General features: G+C 68.3%; 16 protein-coding genes. 9 read left to right on the forward strand and 7 right to left on the reverse strand.

The window, feature by feature from the left end:
* Positions 1-4 precede the first annotated feature (4 nt).
* Positions 5-1,981 (forward strand): beta-galactosidase, encoded by a 1,977-nt coding sequence (locus RCH21_RS00280; protein ID WP_326962738.1) that lies wholly within the window; start codon positions 5-7, stop codon positions 1,979-1,981.
* Between the two features lie 119 nt (positions 1,982-2,100).
* Positions 2,101-2,346, forward strand: coding sequence for a hypothetical protein (locus tag RCH21_RS00285; protein ID WP_326962739.1), 246 nt, complete (start codon positions 2,101-2,103; stop codon positions 2,344-2,346).
* A gap of 10 nt (positions 2,347-2,356) precedes the next feature.
* On the opposite strand, the gene RCH21_RS00290 is transcribed toward RCH21_RS00285, so the two are convergent.
* Positions 2,357-3,496 (reverse strand): glutamate--cysteine ligase, encoded by a 1,140-nt coding sequence (locus RCH21_RS00290; protein WP_326962740.1) that lies wholly within the window; start codon positions 3,494-3,496, stop codon positions 2,357-2,359.
* A 271-nt stretch (positions 3,497-3,767) separates the two neighbouring features.
* Here RCH21_RS00290 and RCH21_RS00295 point away from each other — a divergent pair, with 271 nt between their 5' ends.
* From RCH21_RS00295 to RCH21_RS00315, 5 genes are all read left to right on the forward strand, one after another.
* Complete coding sequence (locus RCH21_RS00295) at positions 3,768-4,115, forward strand: DUF6507 family protein (protein ID WP_326962741.1); 348 nt, start codon at positions 3,768-3,770, stop codon at positions 4,113-4,115.
* Between the two features lie 2 nt (positions 4,116-4,117).
* Positions 4,118-5,476 carry a hypothetical protein gene (locus RCH21_RS00300; RefSeq protein ID WP_326962742.1) on the forward strand — a complete coding sequence of 453 codons (1,359 nt, stop codon included), beginning with the start codon at positions 4,118-4,120 and terminating at the stop codon, positions 5,474-5,476.
* A gap of 92 nt (positions 5,477-5,568) precedes the next feature.
* On the forward strand, positions 5,569-5,994 hold the full coding sequence (locus RCH21_RS00305; RefSeq protein ID WP_326962743.1) for a hypothetical protein: 426 nt from the start codon (positions 5,569-5,571) through the stop codon (positions 5,992-5,994).
* Complete coding sequence (locus RCH21_RS00310; RefSeq protein ID WP_326962744.1) at positions 5,991-7,301, forward strand: hypothetical protein; 1,311 nt, start codon at positions 5,991-5,993, stop codon at positions 7,299-7,301. The genes RCH21_RS00305 and RCH21_RS00310 overlap by 4 nt, the downstream gene beginning before the upstream one ends.
* A gap of 32 nt (positions 7,302-7,333) precedes the next feature.
* Positions 7,334-8,152 carry a shikimate 5-dehydrogenase gene (locus RCH21_RS00315; protein WP_326962745.1) on the forward strand — a complete coding sequence of 273 codons (819 nt, stop codon included), beginning with the start codon at positions 7,334-7,336 and terminating at the stop codon, positions 8,150-8,152.
* A gap of 24 nt (positions 8,153-8,176) precedes the next feature.
* On the opposite strand, the gene RCH21_RS00320 is transcribed toward RCH21_RS00315, so the two are convergent.
* The 3 genes from RCH21_RS00320 to RCH21_RS00330 are packed head-to-tail and all read right to left on the reverse strand — an operon-like array spanning position 8,177 to position 11,250.
* On the reverse strand, positions 8,177-10,093 hold the full coding sequence (locus RCH21_RS00320; protein WP_326962746.1) for an amylosucrase: 1,917 nt from the start codon (positions 10,091-10,093) through the stop codon (positions 8,177-8,179).
* A gap of 39 nt (positions 10,094-10,132) precedes the next feature.
* Positions 10,133-10,780: a maleylpyruvate isomerase family mycothiol-dependent enzyme gene (locus RCH21_RS00325; protein WP_326962747.1), complete on the reverse strand. Its 648-nt coding sequence runs from the start codon at positions 10,778-10,780 to the stop codon at positions 10,133-10,135.
* A gap of 23 nt (positions 10,781-10,803) precedes the next feature.
* Positions 10,804-11,250 (reverse strand): VOC family protein, encoded by a 447-nt coding sequence (locus tag RCH21_RS00330; RefSeq protein WP_326962748.1) that lies wholly within the window; start codon positions 11,248-11,250, stop codon positions 10,804-10,806.
* A gap of 208 nt (positions 11,251-11,458) precedes the next feature.
* Here RCH21_RS00330 and RCH21_RS00335 point away from each other — a divergent pair, with 208 nt between their 5' ends.
* A complete protein-coding gene (locus tag RCH21_RS00335; RefSeq protein WP_326962749.1) occupies positions 11,459-12,913 on the forward strand; it encodes an APC family permease in 1,455 nt (484 codons plus the stop codon).
* 31 nt (positions 12,914-12,944) lie between these two features.
* Positions 12,945-13,781 (forward strand): PhzF family phenazine biosynthesis protein, encoded by an 837-nt coding sequence (locus tag RCH21_RS00340; protein ID WP_326962750.1) that lies wholly within the window; start codon positions 12,945-12,947, stop codon positions 13,779-13,781.
* A 54-nt stretch (positions 13,782-13,835) separates the two neighbouring features.
* Here the strand turns inward: RCH21_RS00340 and ybaK are convergent, their stop codons facing one another.
* From ybaK to RCH21_RS00355, 3 genes are all read right to left on the reverse strand, one after another.
* Positions 13,836-14,330, reverse strand: a complete 495-nt coding sequence (gene ybaK, locus RCH21_RS00345) for a Cys-tRNA(Pro) deacylase (RefSeq protein WP_326962751.1) — start codon at positions 14,328-14,330, stop codon at positions 13,836-13,838.
* Positions 14,331-14,380: 50 nt separating this feature from the next.
* Entirely contained in the window at positions 14,381-15,097 is a 717-nt protein-coding gene (locus tag RCH21_RS00350) for an HAD family hydrolase (RefSeq protein WP_326962752.1), read from the reverse strand.
* Between the two features lie 121 nt (positions 15,098-15,218).
* A complete protein-coding gene (locus tag RCH21_RS00355) occupies positions 15,219-16,433 on the reverse strand; it encodes a THUMP-like domain-containing protein (protein ID WP_326962753.1) in 1,215 nt (404 codons plus the stop codon).
* Positions 16,434-16,440: the final 7 nt, after the last annotated feature.

A 16,440-nucleotide genomic window follows, 5' to 3' on the forward strand; every position in this document is an offset into this window, starting at 1 on the left:
TCCCTTGCACTACGGCGGAGACTACAACCCCGAACAGTGGCCGGAGGATATCTGGCCCGAGGACGTGGCTCGGATGCGTGAGGCAGGGGTCACCATGGTGAGCCTCGGCATCTTCTCGTGGGCGCGGATCCAGCCGTCCGAGCACGAGTTCGACGTCGAGTGGCTCGACCGCATCATCGGCCTCCTGCACGACGGCGGGATCGCCGTGGATCTTGCGACGGCGACGGCGTCACCGCCGCCCTGGGCGACCGTCGCCTACCCGGAGATGCTGGCCGCCGACGAGTCCGGAGCAACCTACTGGCACGGGAGCCGCCAGCACTACGCTCCGTCGTCGCCCGTGTACCGGAGACTGGCCGCCGGCCTCGTCTCGCGGTTGGCCGAGCGGTACGCCCAGCACCCCGCCGTCGTGCTCTGGCACGTGAACAACGAGTACGGGTGCCACCTGAACGTCGACTATTCCGACGCGGCCAGGGATGCCTTCCGGAACTGGCTGAAGAAGCGTTACGGATCGGTCGAAGCCCTCAATGAAGCGTGGGGCACCATGTTCTGGTCGCAGCGCTACGGCTCCTTCATTGAGGTCTTTCCACCACGCCGAGCGCCCTACAGCCACAATCCCGGCCAGCTGCTCGATTACCGTCGCTTCACCTCGGACATGCTGCTCGAGTGCTACCTGATGGAGCGGGACATCATCCGGGCCGCGGGTGCCACCCAGCCGATCACCACCAACTTCATGGGGGCGTTCAAACCGGTGAACTATGCGCAGTGGGCCCCCGAACTCGACGTCATCAGCGACGATCTCTACCCGGATCCCAATGACCCGGAGGGCTTCAGGGAGGGTGCGTTCCACGGCGACCTCATGCGCTCCCTCAAGCCCGGGACGCCGTGGCTGCTCATGGAGCAGGCCTCCAGCGCCGTGAACTGGCGGCCCTCGAATGCGCCGAAGGCACCCGGCCAGCTCGCGGCCCAGAGCATGCAGGCGGTGGCCCGCGGAGCCGACGGCGTCCTCTTCTTCCAGTGGCGGCAGTCGCGAGCGGGATCGGAGAAGTTCCACTCCGGCATGCTCCCGCACGCGGGGACCGACACCCGCACGTGGCGTGAGGTGGTGGCCCTGGGCGCCGAGCTCGGCTCACTGCCCGGACTGCCCGCCGACGAAGGCTCGGCCCGCGTCGCGATCCTGCTCGACTGGGAGAACTGGTGGGCGATCGAGAACCCCGACCACCCCGCCGCGCTGGACTACCTGTCCCTGGTGCGCGGCTGGTACGACGCCGCGCACCGGCTGCACGTGCAGGTCGACCTCCTGCCGCCGACCGCCCGCCTCGAGCAGTACGACGTCGTCATCGCTCCCCAGCTCTACCTCCTGACCGAGCAGGCCGCCGCGAACCTCGCTGCGTTCGTCGGACAGGGCGGGCACCTGCTCGTCACGGCCTTCAGCGACGTCGTGGACGAGAACGACCGCTTCCGGTCGGGCGGCTTCGGCACGCAGCTGCGGGACCTTCTGGGCGTCGTCATCGAGGACTTCGGTGCGCTCGTGCCGCCGGGATCCACGGGCCCCGGCCAGCAGCACGCCAGGGTGGCGGGGAACGGCATCGCCTTCGCAGGTTCCCTGCTGGCGGAGGAGGCGCGTGTCGTCGACGCCGAGGTCCTGGCCCGGTTCGTCGGTGGCCGGGAGGACGGCCGGCCCGCCTTCACGGTCAGTAACCGGGGATCGGGGAGCGCGTACTACGTCGCCACGGTGCCCGACGACGACGGCGCCGGGCTCGTGCTCCGGACCCTGTTCGCGGCGGCGGGAGTGGAGCCGGTCCTGCCGGGACTTCCGCCCACGGTCGAGGCCATCCGGCGAGGCAGGCTGCTGACGGTCATCAACCACGGCACCGAAGCGGTCGACGTCGAGGTGCGGGGCGAGGACGCCCTCGGGGGTGGTGCCGTCGACGGCGTGGTGCTGCAGCCCTTCGGGTACGCCCTGGTCTTGATGGAAGGCTGAACCAGCCACCGGGCATCGCTCGTGCAGGTCCGGTACACCTCATCGATGTCGGAGGCAACGCGGCCATCCGCCCTGAATCTCATCGCTGGTGCAGCAAGGCGCGGCCTAGGCTCGGGAGTATGGAACAGCCGAGCGAGAACCACCACCTGAAGGACCTGGGCAGCACCGAGGGGATCGATCCGACCGACGTCGGCCAGATCCAGGACGGTCCGCTCACCGCTGCCGACGAGGTCGACCTCATCGCGAACCAGGCCGTACCGGACGGCAACCCGTCGGTCGAGACCATCGCCGGCAATATCGGCCTCGAGGACACCCCGGCGGACAACCCGACGACCGACGACCGCTTCACGGGCGGTCAGCGCTGACCGGTTGCGGCTAGGCGCGCAGCTGCTCCACCATGTCGAGCACGACGGCGCGCAGATCGCCGTCGTTCTCGTTCGCTATGCGCCGCTGGCGCTGGTAGCCGGCGCCTCGGCGCAGGATGCCCTCCACGTCGGCAAGCTCGCTGCTGCAGCCGAGTTTCGCGGCGATGGGCTCGAGCCGGTTGAGGACCTCGACGAGGTGTTCGGTGACGAGCTGCTCCTTCCCGTCGGCGTCGAGGATGATGATCGCGTCGAGGCCGTAGCGGGCTGCCCGCCACTTGTTCTCCTGGATGTGCCACGGCTGCATGGTGGGGATGCTCCCTCCGGCGTCGAGCGTCTCCGAGAACTCGTGGACGAGGCATTGGGTGAGGGCGGCGACTGCCCCGACGTCCTGCAGGGTGGACAGGCCGTCGCAGACGCGCATCTCGACCGTGCCGAGGTTCCCGACCGGCCGGATATCCCAGCGGATCTCGCTGACGGCGTCGATCACCCCGGTGGTGAACATGTCCTGCACGTAGGACTCGTACGCGGCCCAGTCGTCGAAGTGGAAGGGCAATCCGGCGGTGGGCAGCTGCTGGAACATGAGCGAGCGCTGCGAGGCGTACCCCGTGTCCTCCCCGCCCCAGAAGGGCGACGACGCCGAGAGCGCCTGGAAGTGCGGGAAGTAGTTCACCAGGCCGTCGACCACCGGGAGGGCCTTGTCGCGCGAATCGAGACCCACGTGGACGTGCACGCCGTAGATGACCATCTGCTGGCCCCACCACTGCGTGCGATCTATCAGCTTGGCGTAGCGCTCCCTGTCCGTGACCTGCTGCAACCGGGGAGCGCTGAAGGGATGCGATCCGGCGCAGAAGAGCTCGACGCCCATGGGATCGGTGACCTCCCGCACGGCCGCGAGGGAGCGTGACAGGTCTTCCTTCGCCTCTGCCACGGTGGTGCAGACCCCGGTGACGAGCTCCACGGTGTTGAGGAGCAGCTCCTGCTTGATATGCGGGTGCTCGTCGTCGTCCTGCAGTTCGGGATGATTCGCGCTGACGCCCCGGAGAACCTGGTTGGCCACGGAGACCAGCTCGCCGTTGTAGCGGTCCACGAGCGCCAGTTCCCACTCGACCCCGAGCGTTGACTGGGCTGACTGGGCGAAATCGATCTTCAAGAAGACACTCCTGGAACGGAACGGACGAAGGTGCTGGATGAGGCCCCGGTAGTGCGCCGTCGCGGGGAGGACCGTCCTCAAGTGTAATAACGACGGCCTGCTACGGGCATCCCGCGACCGCATGTGTCATGGCGGTATGAAGGACGCCGGTCGCGGTTCGCGGTGGGGTGGGTAGTTCTCCCCATCGCCGACGCCACCCCGGCCGCATAGAGTGCAGGAAGACGTGGGAGGCCGAGGCCTCACCAGCACGTGAACTTACTGGGGGACGATCATGGCGATACCGGGGTACGACATCAGCGTGGGAGCATGCCGCGGCGTGCTGTCCACGGTGCAGGCGGACAGCGAGGCGATCGGCACTGCCCGTACCAAGCTCAGTTCGGCTGTCGACGCGGCGATCGGAGCGTCGAGGAGCCAGCAGATCGGTGACGCCCTGATCGGACTCTGGAACGACGTCCTGGTGCTGCAGTGCGAAGCGGCGACCACGCGCATCGAGAACGCCGTGAATGGCGTCAGCGCTGCGGTGAACGCGTACGTCGAGGGTGACGCTGCTATGGCGGACACCGCCCGCAGCCAGGTCACCCAGATGCCGTCCCTCGCCATCGACGACGCGAAGGAGTAGCCATGGCTTTCGATACCAGCGGCCTGCAGCAGTGGGCGTCACCGGGGGAGCTGGAAGCGGCCGCCGGTGACATCGCCTCCGCAGGCACCGACGTCTCGACCACCGTCGATGGGCTCTCCTCCACATGGTCCGGACTCTCGGGAAGCTATCAAGCCCCGGAACAGGTGGAGGTGCTGGCCGTCTTCACCTCGATCACCCCCCACGGTGATGTTGTCGATCTGGCGGCCGGACAGGCGAGGACCGCCCTCGCCGCCTTCGCCGGCACGGTCCGGGAGCTCGAGGCCGAGCGGACCGCTCTGCTCGCCGAAATATCCTCCTTCGAGGCCGACCCGCCGACGGTGGACCCCACCGATCCGGATTCGCCCGTGGACGCTGCCCAGCAGGGCTGGCTCCAGGGTGATATCGACCGGCTGGCCGGACGCTACGACGACGCGGTGACGACCTGCGTGGCTGCCCTCAAGGGCATCGACGGGACGGCGGACGATGCCCTGACCGTTCTGAGCGGACCCGAGGTCGGCCTGATGATCGCTGCGGGCACCAACTACGCCAGCACCCACACCTTCAAGCGTGTGGACGTCATCGCGTCCCGCCGGGTCCCGATGCCCTGGCAGCAGTTCCGCTTCACGCCGCTGAACCCGGCCGGTCCGCTGACTGCTGCGGAGATCGCCGGTGACAGGTACCTGATCGTCGACGGGCGCGAGGTCCACATCAGCAATCCGCGGCATCCCGACCACGCGCTGACCGTGGCGGAGCGCTATACGCGCAACGGCTTCGCGAACGCTGTGGACTGGCGTCCGGAGGTCAACGAGCGCTTCTACGAATCGTCGTCCGCCTACCGGGCCCGGGTGGATGCGAACCCGGGCGACTGGAAGCCCGCCCCCACGTCGTCGACTCCCCGACCGACGTTCGGCGAGCTGCCCGACCGCGTCAAGGCCCTCAAGGTCGGTGGAGGCGCCGTCGCGGTCATCATGGCCGGCGTGACGATATCCGCCGAGCGTGACCAGGCCTACGACCGCCTCCTCGTCGAGTCCCCGAGGATGAGCGAAGCCGACCGCAAGGCCCGGGCCATTGAGCTCGGTGTGGTGCGCGGCGGCGCGAAGACCACCTTCGACGTCGGTGCGGGGATGGCCGGTGCCGCCGTCGGAACGATGATCGGCGGTCCTGTGGGAACCGTGATCGGATTCGGCGTCGGCATGGGCATCTCCTACCTCGCAGACCAGGACCTGCCGGAGTGGCTGGGTGGCGGCAGCGTGAAGGACGGGTTCGCGGATTTCGCCGAGAATGTTTACGACGGCGGGAAGGAGGCACTCTCGGATGCCGGGGATGCCATCTCGGAGGGCTGGAACTCGGTGTTCGGTTAGGCTGGCGTCACTGTGGACGGCCGCTGCATTCCCGACCACCATGCCCTCCAGGCAACCGCCTGTACCTGCCTGCAACGGAGTCCGATGTCCTGATGTCCCCGATACTCCTGATCACGATCCTGCCGTTGGGTCTCTTCCTCGCCTGGGCGAGCATCTCGATGATCCGCCAGAAGTGGATGTACCTGCTGGTCGGGGACAGCTTCCTGCCCGGCAAACCGAGCCTGGCGATGCTGCCGATCGGCATCGTGATGGCCTGCGCACCCTTCAATGACCTCATTTACAGCCTGCCGCAGGCTGTGACCGGTTCCATCAGCCTGTTCCTCATGGCCTGCCTGGTGTCGGGCCTCGTCGGCTGCTTCTACGTCCCGCGCTTCCTCCAGCCCCGCTGGATGAAGGACTCGGATGATGAGATCAAGCGCGGCGGCGGCCTGTACGCCGCGAAGTACCGGAGCCGTGTGCTGCGCCCGGGTCCCACCGGTGAGCCCCTCGACCCGACGGAACAACGGAAGGCGCCATGACGACGCACACCGACCAGCAATGGCATTGGGAGACCGCGGGGCCCGTGACCCTGCCGCGACTGGCCGCCTGGGAATGCCTGGACGAGGCCGGGGCCGCCCTGGTGCTCGCACATCCCCAGGTTCCGGAGGGTACCTTCCGGCCCAACCTCGTGGTGCGCCTGGGCTCTACGGGCGGACTTTCCCTGGCTGCGCTGTCCACCAGGGCTGTGATCGCGACTCTGCAGTCCTTCCCGCAGGCGCACATCGTCGGCCACGAGGAAGCGACCGTGGCCGATGTCCCTGCACGCCGCCAGACGTTCACCTATCTCCAGGCCGGACAGGCCGTGTGCGTCCTCCGGTGGTTCTGCGTTCTCGGGGACCTGTCCGTCGAGATCATCGGCAGCTTCGCCCCGGATCAGTCGGTCGGGATGGAGACCCTCCTGCACCGCATGGTCGCGCTGGCGAGGGTGGACAATGCTTCCGTGGCCACCCGACCGGGGCAGCCGGCGTCGGCCGAGCCCGCACTCGATCCCGTCGCCTCCGAGCACCTCGGACGCCCGCTGGAAGATCTCTCCCGCATCGCCGCGGTCCAGCCGTTCGTGTCCGGCGGGCCCGTGATCAGTAACGAGGCGCTCGACCTGCTGATGGAGTGCGCGGACGGCAAGGGGGTCGGGATGGCTGACCGGTTCCGTCGTCGCGCCCAGATCGAGGAGTTGTCCGCCGCGGGCCTCATGGAGGCATCGGGGAAGCTGGCGGCGGCGGGCCTGAGCCTGGTCGCACCGCTACGCGGACCCACCTTCTCCTTCGCGGTCGGCGCCCAGCGCGCAGATCTCGCGACGTCGGTCACGGCATGGGTGGGTGCGGACGGCGCCTTCCTGGTGTCCGGACCCGCGCCGGCGGCTGCGCGTGATGCAGGAACGCCCGCGCTCGGGCAGGTGCAGGTGGCGCTGGTGAGTGCTGCGCACCTGCCGTCCGTCGTCGTCGCCTGGCTCGGGGTCGGACCCGCATGGAGTTACATCGGGGAGAACGTGGCCGTCACCCGGGAGGCGTTCGCGCGCCGGCTGGAAACCGGAGCGCTGACCAGCGCGCCGGGACGTGATCCTGCGCTCGTCAGGTTGTGGGAGCAGCCGTGGCTCGCCTGGTCCCTGCAGGAGTCCGGCGCCGCTGCCCCCCAGAACACGTGGTTGTCGGCCGGAACAGCGGGGCAGCACCTGGCCTTCGTCAACCAGGGCGGCAGCATGGAGCTCGAACCGTTCGCGTCGTCGGCGGTGTGGAGCGTGATGGCCCGCTTCGTGCACGACGGACTGGTTCGGGCGGGCGTCCGCTAGAAGTACCGTGGCAGGGCAGGCACAATGGCGGTGTGCCCATCCTGAATAAAGACATGACCCTGTGCATCTCCCTCGCGTCGCGCCCGAGCAACGTCGGGACGCGCTTCCACAACTACCTCTATGAGGAGTTGGGGCTCAACTACATCTACAAGGCGTTCGCGCCGACGGACCTGCCATCCGCCATCGCCGGTATGCGGGGACTCGGCATCCGGGGCGCCGCGATCTCGATGCCGTTCAAGGAGGAGGTCATCGCGCTCGTCGACCACCTCGACGAGTCCGCGAAGGCGATCGATTCCGTCAACACCATCGTCAACGACGACGGCGTCCTCACCGCCTACAACACCGACTACGCGGCGGTGGCCCGGCTGCTCCGCGAGCACGCGGTCCCCACCACCCACTCGGTCCTCGTGCGGGGCTCCGGTGGCATGGCGAAGGCCGTCGTCGCTGCCCTGCGGGACTCCGGTTTCACGAACGTGACGGTCGTCGCGCGCAACGAGCGGACGGGCAGGGCGCTCGCGGACCTGTACGGATTCGGCTGGCAGCAGGATGTGGGGGAGTCGACCGCCGACCTGATCCTCAACGTGACGCCGCTCGGCATGGCCGGTACGGATGCCGACGCCGTCGCCTTCCCGCAGTCCGCCATCGAGGCCGCCGAAGTGGTGTTCGACGTCGTCGCCGTGCCCTCCGAGACACCCCTGATCCGCGCTGCCCGGGCCGTGGGCACACCGGTCATCACGGGCGCCGAGGTGGTCGCACTGCAGGCGGAGGAGCAGTTCGTGCTCTACACCGGCATCCGCCCTACTCCCGAGCAGGTCCGGGCCGCGGGGGAGTTCTCCCGTCAGCAGGCCTGACTGCCGGGCCGGCAGATGGACCGGCTAGACCCTGAACCACCGGACGCCATGGGGTTCGAGGGTCACCCCGGTGTGCAGAAGCGTACTGTCGCCGCTGATGAGTTCCCGTGCCATGGGGGGTAGGCCGGACAGGGTCTGGGCCGTGACATCCTGCGGGGTGTCGGCGACGTTGACGAGCACGACGACGGTGGATTCCTCGCCGTCGAGCAGTCCCGGGCGCTGGTACCCGAGGACGTGCGGGTTGTTCGTGATGAAGGCAACGAGCTGTCCGCCGGCGAACTCGGGGGTCTGCTTCCGGACCTCGATGAGCCGGCTGAAACCGGCGAAGATGGCTCCGGCGTTCGTGGTAGCGGTGTGTCTGGCCTCGTAGCGGTCCGCGGGGTAGCCGGGCCGGCCCACCCACCGGCTGTCGCCTGCCCGGGCCGGGTCGCCGAGGTAGGAGTAGTCGTTGAGCTGGCCTACTTCGTCGCCGAGGTAGAGCAGTGGTATGCCGCCGGTGCTGAGGATGATCGAGTGGGCCAGGAGGATCCGGGCGACGGCGGCGCCATCGTCCTCGGCGGCTTCCCTGGCTGCTTCGAGACCGGCGAGGGACGCCGTCGTGCCGGAGATCCTGCAGTCGCCCGTGCGCGGGTTGTCCTGGAAGGGCACGCCGCGGGCGAAGCTGTCGGGGAACCGGTTGACGAAGAACGCGTTGAGGAAGCGGCGGTGGTCGTGCCCGTTGATGCCGAGTTCGGCGGCGTCCTCGTCGGAGAACGTCCAGCCGATGTCGTCATGGCTGCGCACGTAGTTGACCCAGGAAGTGCCGTCGGGGATGGCGTGCCGGCGTTCGAGGGCCTGGGCGAGCAGGGAGGCGTCCCGGGTGGCCAGTGAGTTCCAGATCAGGGCCATCTGCAGGGGGTTGTAGCTGAGCTGGCACTCGCCCGGGTCGATGTACTGCACCACCTCGTCGGGGTGCACGATCGCTTCGGACTTGAAGAGCAGCGAGGGAGCTGCGAGCCGGTACACCGCGTTGAAGGCCTGCAGGAGGAGGTGGGCTTCGGGCAGGCTCTCGCAGCTGGTGCCGAGCTGTTTCCAGATGAACGCGACGGCGTCCATGCGGATGATGTCCACGCCCTGGTTGGCGAGGTACAGCATCTCGCCGGCCATGGCCCGGAACACCCGGGGGTTGCGGTAGTTGAGGTCCCACTGGAACGAATGGAACGTCGCCCAGACCCACCGTCCGTCGTCGAGCTGCACGAAGGAGCCGGGGTGGTCGTCGGGGAAGATCTCCCGGACGGTCTGCTCGTAGGCGTCGGGTACCTGCCGGTCGGGATAGATCAGGTAGAAGTCCTGGTACTCGGGGTCACCGGCGACGGCACGCTTCGCCCAGTCGTGTTCGTCCGAGGTGTGGTTGAAGATGAAGTCGACCACCAGGGCGATGCCGTCCTCCCGGAGTTCACGGGCCAACTCGGCGAGTTCGTCCATGGTGCCGAGGGAGGGGTCGACGTCGCGGTAGCTGGAGACCGCGTACCCGCCATCCGAGTTCGCCGCCGGGGCCAGGAACAGGGGCATCAGGTGCAGGTAGGTGAGGCCGAGTTCCCGGAAGTAGGGGATGCGCTCACGCATGCCCGCGAGGTTCCCTGCGTACAGGTCGACGTAGCAGACCCCTCCGAGCATCCGATTGGACTGGAACCAGTCCGGGGCCATGGCGCGGGAGGCGTCAAGGGCCTTGAGATCCGCGGGGCGATCCTGCCAGGACGCCGCGGCGTCGAGGACCACCTGCAGCAGTTCGCCGTCCGCCCCCGGTCCGTAGATGCGGTGGAACAGTGACTGCAGCCGGGGGAACTCGGTATCGAAGCGGACCATGAAGGACTGCCAATTCGCGTCCGACGTCGCGTCGAGGCGCGCGGACTGGACTTCTGCCCGGATGCGGTCTTCGGGCAGGCTGGACGTCGAACTCATCCAGCAAGCCTATTCCAGCAGAAGGACGCCCGACGCGGTTCAGTTCTCCACGCGGGTGATGCGTTCGCGGAGCAGCGCCACGCCGGGTCCCTCCAGCTCTTCGAGATAGGCGGGCCGCCCGGCCAGGCACATCACCAGCCCGAGCAGGCTGCCGCGTACCTCCGGACCGGCTCCGACCTCGAACGGAGCATCCGCCGCCACCAGCCGCAGCCCCGCACCGTTGTCCCGGCTCGGAACGGTGAAGTTCCTCGCGGCGAAGAACTCCGCCACCGGGAGCAACGCCTCCAGGCCCGGCCGTGCCGGGAGGTGGAGGGGATACCGGATGTCCTGGGCGTGCACCACCACCTCGCCGAGGTAGGCGGCAATGTGCGACGACGGAGCCACGGTCGAGCCGATAACGGCCCGGAACTCCTGGAGCGTCCCGGCGGGCGTCGACCCCAGACACTCCTCGAGCCGTCGCTGATTGTGCACACCCGGCCGGAAGCCTGCCAGCACCATGCTCCGGATCCATCGCCACTGACCGACCGATGCAGCCGCCGTGAGATGCGCCGTGACCTCCTCGACGTTCCAGTTCCCGCACAGGGTAGGACCCCGCCATGCCTCGCCGGGGAGGGAGGCGAGGTCCCGGGCCAGGGCAGCGCGTTCCGCATGGGCGCAGTTCCAGAGTGCCTCGGTGTCGCGTTCCATCCGTTGTCCTGTCCTGTCCGCGATCAGGCGAACTGCTGTTCCCCGTACTTGGCCTGCACGGCCGCCCAGTCTCCCGTCCGGGCGATCGGGTCCATCCACATGATCTCCCACGTGTGCCCATCGGGATCGGCGAAGGTGCGCGAGCGCATGAAGCCGAACTCCTGCGCCTTGCCCTCGGTCGCGCCGGCGGCCCTGGCCTGATCGACCATGGTGTCGATCTGGCGGGGGTCTTCGACACTGATCGCGTTGATGACCGCGGAGGTGGTAGTTGCGTCTGCCACCTGCTTGTCCGTGAACTGCGCCCAGTGGCTGTGCGTCAGGATCATCAGGTGGATAGTGTCGCTGATGGTGACGGCTCCGGCGTCGTCGTTGGAGAAGTTGGGATCGAGTGTCCAGCCGAAGCTGGTGTAGAACTGCTTCGACCTCGCCAGATCGCTGACGGGAAGGTTGATGAAGACGTTGGTGGCCATGACGGTTCTCCTGTTCCGGATTGTTCTCTTGGGTGCTGCTCGGGCCCCTCGTGGGCCGTTGTAGCTGTTGGACGTCACATCCCTCGAAAAATCATCGGTGGGTGGAGACCTCGGCCAACGCGTCGAGGCGGAGTTCCTGTAATCCGACCCTTGCCAAGCACACCGAAGAGGGCCACAGTGAGGTGGAAAACCACAGGGGAGGCTGACCATGAGTACTTCTGCCGAGCACGTGTCACATGCACCCGCCACTACCGACGAACCCCAGCTCAAGCGGGTCCTCGGGCCGAAACTGCTCCTGCTGTTCATCGTCGGGGACATTCTCGGAGCCGGCGTCTATGCCGTCACCGGGACCATGGCGGGCACGGTCGGCGGGCTGGTCTGGCTCCCGTTCCTGCTGGCCTTCATCGTCGCGACCATGACCGCGTTCTCCTACCTCGAACTCGTGACGCAGTATCCCCAGGCAGCCGGGGCGGCCCTCTATACGCACAAGGCGTTCGGCATCCACTTCGTCACGTTCCTGGTGGCGTTCGCCGTCGTCTGCTCGGGGATCACCAGCGCCGCGACGTCGGCCAATGTGCTCGCGCAGAACTTCTTCGGCGGGTTGGAGATCAACGGGTGGCTGGCCATGCCGGGCCAGGGTGTGATCACCCTCGTAGCCCTGGCATTCATGCTGCTGCTGGCGGTGATCAACCTCCGCGGTGTGGGGGAGAGCGTGAAGTTCAACGTGGTCCTGACGCTCGTGGAGATGGCCGCGCTGTGCATCGTGATCGGCGTGGGCTTCCTTGCCATGGCCCAGGGCAACGGCAACGTGGGTGAGGTCTTCGTCTTCACCGATTACCAGGACAAGGGCCTCTTCCTCGCGGTGACCGCTGCTACGTCCATCGCCTTCTTCGCCATGGTGGGTTTCGAGGACTCCGTGAACATGGTCGAGGAGACGCAGAACCCTGAGCGGATCTTCCCGCGCACCATGCTGACAGGCCTCGGGATCGCGGTCATCTTCTACATGCTGGTTGCCATCTCCGTGGTCACGGTCCTGAGCCCCACCGAGCTGGAAGGCATTCGCGAGGCCGAAGGCGCAGCCCTCCTCGAAGTGGTCCACAAGGGATCGCCGGACTTCCCGATCGACAGGATCTTCCCCTTCCTCGCCGTCTTCGCGGTTGCCAACACCGCCCTCATCAACATGCTGATGGCGAGCCGGTTGATCTACGGGATGGCACGGCAGGGTGTGCTTCCCCGGCAGCTCGGCAAGGTCCTGCCGGTGCGCTGCACTCCCTGGGCAGGCATCGCGTTCTCGACGATCCTCGCCCTCGGCCTGATCGTCTACGTGACGAGCGACCCCGACAGCAACATCGTCGCGAACCTCTCCGGGACCACAGCCTTCCTGCTCCTGTGCGTCTTCACCGTGGTGAACGTCGCCTGCGTGGTCCTACGCCGCAAGCGGGACGTCCACCGCAAGGTCTTCTTCACCTCTCCCGGTCCACTTCCGATCGTGGCCGCGCTCCTCTGTGCGTTCCTTGCCGGCCCCTGGGTGGGGCGCGATGTCGTGCAGTACCAGATCGCCGGTGGTCTGATGGCGATCGGCGTCGTGCTCTGGCTCATCACCTGGCTGATCAACAGGAAGACCAATACCGAGGTCGGGGACCCGACGGCGATCGACGGCTGAGCCGCCGAGGACCGGACGCCGGCATCGCTGTATGGAGATCCTCCGCTACGCGGCTTTCACGCACACGCCCGACGGCGGTAATCCCGCCGGCGTAGTGCTCGACGCCGATCACCTCGACGCGACGGACATGCAGGCCATTGCTGCCAGGATCGGCTACGCCGAAACCGCCTTCATCGTCCGGCGAACGCCTGGTGCCGCGACGATCCGCTACTTCGCCCCGGAGGCGGAGGTGCCCTTTTGCGGCCATGCGACGATCGCCACCGGGATCGCGCTCGCCGAGCGCGAAGGTACAGGGAGGCTCCTGCTCTCCACGCCGGTGGGTCGGATCGATCTCGTCACGGACCGGGTGGGTGATCGCCTGATGGCGTCCCTCGTGACCGTCGAGCCGCGGGTGGAGGGTATCGACGGCGCAGTCCGCGGCCGGCTCCTGCAGCATCTCCGCCTGGCCGAGGGGGACCTGGACGCGGACCTTCCCGTTCTGCTGTCCTACGCCGGCAACGTGCATCCGATCGTGGCCGTCCGCGACGCTGCTGTCCTCCGGAACCTCGACTACGACTACGAGGGACTGAAGGCCCTCATGGCCGCGCAGGGCTGGGGCGCGACGGTCGCCGTCGTGCATCGCACGAGCCCGCTCGTCTTCGAAGCGCGGAATCCCTTCCCGCCCGGCGGAGTGCGGGAGGACCCGGCAACCGGCTCGGCGGCAGCGTCCCTCGGCGCGTACCTCCGGGAACGTGCCGAGGTGGCTCCGCCCGCGACACTGACCGTGCATCAGGGCGGCGACGTCGGCCGGCCCTCCGTGATCACCGTCGGCATACCTGCAACGGGCGGCATGACCGTATCGGGCGGAGCAGTCCGGATTCCACCCTGAACGCCGGTGACCGCCGTCCTGGTCCGGTGGCGGACGTGGCTCCCGGTGGGTCCGTCAGGGCGCTGCGATCGAGGCAACCAGCGCCGTGGTCACCGCGATGAGGTCGGCGGGTGCGAGCTCGACATCGAGCCCGCGCCGGCCGCCGGAGACGAAGACCGTGGAGTGGTCGAGGGCGGATGTGTCGATGACCACGGGAGAGGGCTGACGCTGCCCGATGGGCGAGATGCCACCGACGACATAGCCGGTGCGCCGCTGGGCGGCGGCTGGATCCGCCAGGACCGCCTTGCGTCTGCCCAGCGCAGCGGCCAGCGCCTTGAGGTCGAGCGACCCGCTGACCGGGACGACGGCGGCGACGAGAAGGTGGTCGACACCCACCATCAGGGTCTTGAGGACCCGTGCGGGGTCGACGCCCAGCGCCTCGGCGGCTTCGAGTCCGTAGGAGGACACGCCGTCGTCATGGTGGTACGGCCGGGCGGTGAAGGCGATCCCGGCAGCCGAGAGGGCGGCGAGAGCGGGGGTGCCGCGGGAACCGGTCCAGGTCCTGCCCACGGCGCCTCCTTCGGATAGTGGAAAGCCGTTGCTGGGTAATCTACGCGGTCCTAGGTGGCGGCGCCCCCGCCCGGCGCGGCGAGCGTGTGCAGCGGGCCGTCGTCGAACGCCTCGAGCAGTGCCCGGATGTCCTTGTAGACCTCGACCGCTCCGGCGTCCCGCAATTCCGCCTCGCTCGTACCGCCCGACGCCAGTCCGATCGTGGGGATCTTCAGCTCGGACGCCGCCAGCACGTCCCACACCGAGTCGCCGACGAAGACGGCGTTCCGCGCTTCCAGCCCGCCGGCGTCGAGCGCTGCCTGCAGGATGTCGGGGGACGGCTTGCTGTTCTCGGCGTCGGAGGAGCTGGTGGCCGCGGTGATGGCGTCGTCCGCGTCGATGATGCCGCGGAGGACGCCGAGTTCCTGCTGGGAGGCGGAGGAGGCGAGGACCACGGTCAGGCCGTCCTCGGCACAGCGACGGACCAGCTCACCGGCGCCCTGGAAGGGCCGGAGCGCAGGCCAGTAGGCCGAAAAGATCGCGCCGTGCGTCGAGTCGAGCTCGGTGTCCTGGTCCGGGTCACGGTCCTCCCCGAGCAGGTGCTCGACCAGCTTGTCCCCGCCCATCCCGATGGCCCTGTGGATCTCGGCCAGCGGGACGTCGTGCCCGAAGCGGCGGAAAGCCTGCCACCAGGCGACGGTGTGCTGGTAATTGGAGTCCACGAGTGTCCCGTCCACATCGAACAGGACCCCGTGCCGTTCCGTCGCTGATTCCGTGCCGTCTGCCATGTGTCCGCCTTCCACCCGTCGAAATTGGTTTCCCCACGAGTGTAGGAAGGCAGGGGGAGACCATGCGGTGCATTGTGGTGCTTGCGATGGGCGGCGAGATGTGGCCTCGCCAGGGGCATGGCTAGGCGGACGGAACGGGCTCGACGACGATCGCCACGCGGTCGTCGCCGATGCGCGTCAGGACGAGGGTGGCCTTCTTCCGGCCCTTGCCCGAACCTGTCAGCAGCTGCTTGCGGACCTCCTCGGGAGTGACGGAGGTGCCCCGCTTCTTGATGTCGAGCACGCCGATACCCTCGGAGCGGACCCAGGCCTTGAGCGCCTTCACGTTGTAGGGCCGCACCTCGAGTACGCGGTAGGCGCGGGCGAACGGGGTGTCCGTGTACGTCGGCGCGCAGATGTAGGCGATCATCGGATCCAGGAGGTGACCGCCCAGCTGCCCGGCGAGGTCGGCGACGAGTTCGGCGCGGATGACGGCGCCGTCGGGCTCGTAGAGGTAGCCGCCGGGCTTCCCGACGCCGGCGGTGGGGCCCTCACCGAAATCGGCCGCCGACGCCATTTCCGCCGAACCCCGCGGCCCGATGACGAGGGCAGCCCGGCGCACGCCTTCGCGGCGCAGGGCGTTGAACCATAGCGCCACTTCGGTGACGTCGCCGTCCACCGACACCCACTGTGCCTCGCAGGTGCCCGGGATGGACTCGTGCGGCATGCCCGGCCCCATCTTCACGCCCACCGGCTTCCCGCTGTCGGCAAGTCCCTGCGCGAAGGACAGCGGAGGCGAGAAGGCCTCGGGATCGAAGAGTCGGGACATACCCGACGACGTCGTCGTCCTGCGCGCCGGGTCGAGCCAGACGCCGTCGTACTCCGCCGTGTCGACGAAGGAGGCGTCGGCGTTGACCACGCGCGCGTTCGGGAACGGCATGAGGTTCATCGTCGCCGCGGCGGCTGTCGTCTCGTCGAGCTCGACGGCGGTCACCTCGCGGTCGAGGGTGGCCAGGGCCATGCTGTCCGCGCCCAGCCCGCACCCGAGGTCCGCGACCGTCACGAGGCCGGCGTCGACGAAGCGCTGTGCGTGGCGTGCAGCGACCGTCAGGCGGGTGGCCTGCTCCAGCCCCGCCGTCGTGAACACCATGTGGTCGGCGAACGGACCGAACTTCGCCGAGGCCTTCGCCCGCAGCCGCGACTGGGTGAGGGCGGCGGCAACCACTTCGGGGGAGTGCCCGGCCTTCCGCAGTTGCTCCGTGAGGCGGAGGCTGTCGGCTTCGGTGTAGGGGCCGAGGGAGTTCAGCAGCTCCCAGCCCCCAGGAGTCAGGATGTCTGCGATGTTGTCCGGGGCCATGCGGCCA

It is taken from the genome of Arthrobacter sp. PL16 (assembly GCF_035985055.1).
GTDB lineage: Bacteria > Actinomycetota > Actinomycetes > Actinomycetales > Micrococcaceae > Arthrobacter_D > Arthrobacter_D cheniae.

What these genes read in the sequence shown, in the direction of transcription:
- RCH21_RS00325 (WP_326962747.1), bottom strand. Translation starts at nt 10,780, where the DNA reads ATGGAACGCGACACCGAGGCACTCTGGAACTGCGCCCATGCGGAACGC.
- RCH21_RS00305 (WP_326962743.1), top strand. Translation starts at nt 5,569, where the DNA reads ATGTCCCCGATACTCCTGATCACGATCCTGCCGTTGGGTCTCTTCCTC.
- RCH21_RS00310 (WP_326962744.1), top strand. Translation starts at nt 5,991, where the DNA reads ATGACGACGCACACCGACCAGCAATGGCATTGGGAGACCGCGGGGCCC.
- RCH21_RS00350 (WP_326962752.1), bottom strand. Translation starts at nt 15,097, where the DNA reads ATGGCAGACGGCACGGAATCAGCGACGGAACGGCACGGGGTCCTGTTC.
- RCH21_RS00300 (WP_326962742.1), top strand. Translation starts at nt 4,118, where the DNA reads ATGGCTTTCGATACCAGCGGCCTGCAGCAGTGGGCGTCACCGGGGGAG.
- RCH21_RS00335 (WP_326962749.1), top strand. Translation starts at nt 11,459, where the DNA reads ATGAGTACTTCTGCCGAGCACGTGTCACATGCACCCGCCACTACCGAC.
- RCH21_RS00285 (WP_326962739.1), top strand. Translation starts at nt 2,101, where the DNA reads ATGGAACAGCCGAGCGAGAACCACCACCTGAAGGACCTGGGCAGCACC.
- RCH21_RS00295 (WP_326962741.1), top strand. Translation starts at nt 3,768, where the DNA reads ATGGCGATACCGGGGTACGACATCAGCGTGGGAGCATGCCGCGGCGTG.
- RCH21_RS00330 (WP_326962748.1), bottom strand. Translation starts at nt 11,250, where the DNA reads ATGGCCACCAACGTCTTCATCAACCTTCCCGTCAGCGATCTGGCGAGG.
- RCH21_RS00340 (WP_326962750.1), top strand. Translation starts at nt 12,945, where the DNA reads ATGGAGATCCTCCGCTACGCGGCTTTCACGCACACGCCCGACGGCGGT.
- RCH21_RS00355 (WP_326962753.1), bottom strand. Translation starts at nt 16,433, where the DNA reads ATGGCCCCGGACAACATCGCAGACATCCTGACTCCTGGGGGCTGGGAG.
- RCH21_RS00320 (WP_326962746.1), bottom strand. Translation starts at nt 10,093, where the DNA reads ATGAGTTCGACGTCCAGCCTGCCCGAAGACCGCATCCGGGCAGAAGTC.